We start from the raw sequence: 1,553 nt of genomic DNA, 5'->3' as shown, positions 1-1,553 counted from the left end.
TACCCACTCTACGGCGCTCACTATGAGCGTCAGGGCGAGCAGCAGGCCAAAGCAGGTCATGGGGGAGGGCACGCCGGTGGATTGTTGCGGGCGGGGTGCCGGGGCGAGCAGGGTGTGTACCGGGCCGGCCAGCGGCGCGCTCGTGCCGTCGATATGCTTGATGCGTGCCTTCGCTATATAGCGCTGTGCATAGAAGGGGGCAAACATCTGTGCTTGGAGTGAGGCGGGATGGTCTACCTCGCTGCCGAGCAGCAGGTCTTGTCCCAGGGCGTCCCAGGGATGCTCTTCGGCGTACTGGTGCACAATGTCTCTGAGCGTAAGGTCCCGGGTCTGCATGGCCTCAGCGGTGGGCCAGATGATTTGGCCGTCACTTACCGACTGGGTGATGCGGCGGATGACGCGGGTCACGCAGTTGTCGTATAGGAAGTTGTACCGGTACGTTACGCTGTCGGGGTGCAGGTTGACGGCCAGTCGGTTGACCAAGTCGCGTCCCTCAGGCTGTGAGAGGTTAAGCTGCTGTTCGTAGATGCCTCTGCCCTCGTAGGCATAGGTGTCGAAGAAGAGCTGGTAGGGCACTACGCCGAGCTGATAGTCCGTCTTGCCCAGCATGAAGCGCCAGATAAAGTGGGGCTGGGCGAAGGAGAAGGTCCCGTAGTTGAACACCCAGTCGCTCCAGCCGGCCTCATTCTTCTCGCGTACGCGCAGGGCCGTATGTCCGTAGAGGGTGTATATCTCGTCCCCGGCCGAGATGGTGAGCAGGCTCACCTTGACCGAGTCCTTCTGCACCTCGATGGGGGGTGTGCGCCGCGGACCGTCTACCGTCTGTGCGGTGGCGGCGAGCAGGGCCAAACAGCTGATGTATAGGAGTATGAGCAGTCGCTTCATGCGTCAGTCGCTAGTTTGAGGCCGCTAAATTAGACCAAAAAGCCTGATGCGCCAAGCGAAACCTTGGGTTTCAGCCCTTGGGTTCCTTCCCGGCATGGCTTTGTGTATTGTTGGGATTGACTTTGGGCTGGTCAGGATAGCCCTCACTTGAGGGCAGCGTAAACTCGGTGGGAGCGAGCCCCAGAGCGCGCCGTCTGTGCACTACGTGCGAGAGCCAGAGGTTCATGGCTACCCAAATGAGGATGTTGAGTGCGAGGAGCAGGTTGATGTCCAGAATGTTTACCAGCTCGAGGTTGATGAGGGCAAAGGCTGCGTCAATCATGAGGATGAAGAGCAGGGCGCTGCGTTGGCTCATCCCCATGGCTAGGAACTTGTGGTGTATGTGCGTCAGGTCGGGGAGGAAGGGGTTACGCCCGCGGCGGATGCGTCCCCACATCACGCGCACTACGTCGAGACAGGGAATCATCAGCAGCGCAAAGGCCAGCACCAATCGGTTGTTAAGGGCTTCGGGCGTATCCGGGGTGATGGGGTGACGCATGCTGTACCAGATGCAGAGCATACCGAGGATAAACCCAATCACCTGCGAGCCGCAGTCGCCCATGAAGATCTTGTTGTGTCGCTTGACGGAGCCAAACACGTTGAAACAGAAGAAGGGGACTAGCGCACCA

2 protein-coding genes are annotated in these 1,553 nt (G+C 59.7%); both read right to left on the bottom strand.

Annotated elements, in window-relative coordinates:
* A partial coding sequence (locus Q4P78_RS08635; RefSeq protein ID WP_303339971.1) for a DUF4105 domain-containing protein occupies positions 1-885 on the bottom strand: 885 nt, incomplete at its 3' end.
* Between the two features lie 70 nt (positions 886-955).
* On the bottom strand, positions 956-1,553 hold a 598-nt coding region (locus Q4P78_RS08630), incomplete at its 5' end, for an MraY family glycosyltransferase (protein WP_303339970.1).

Source organism: Rothia sp. (in: high G+C Gram-positive bacteria), assembly GCF_030540545.1.
GTDB lineage: Bacteria > Actinomycetota > Actinomycetes > Actinomycetales > Micrococcaceae > Rothia.
Note: the sequence above shows the minus strand (reverse complement) of the source record. Positions and strands in the feature narration are given on the sequence as shown.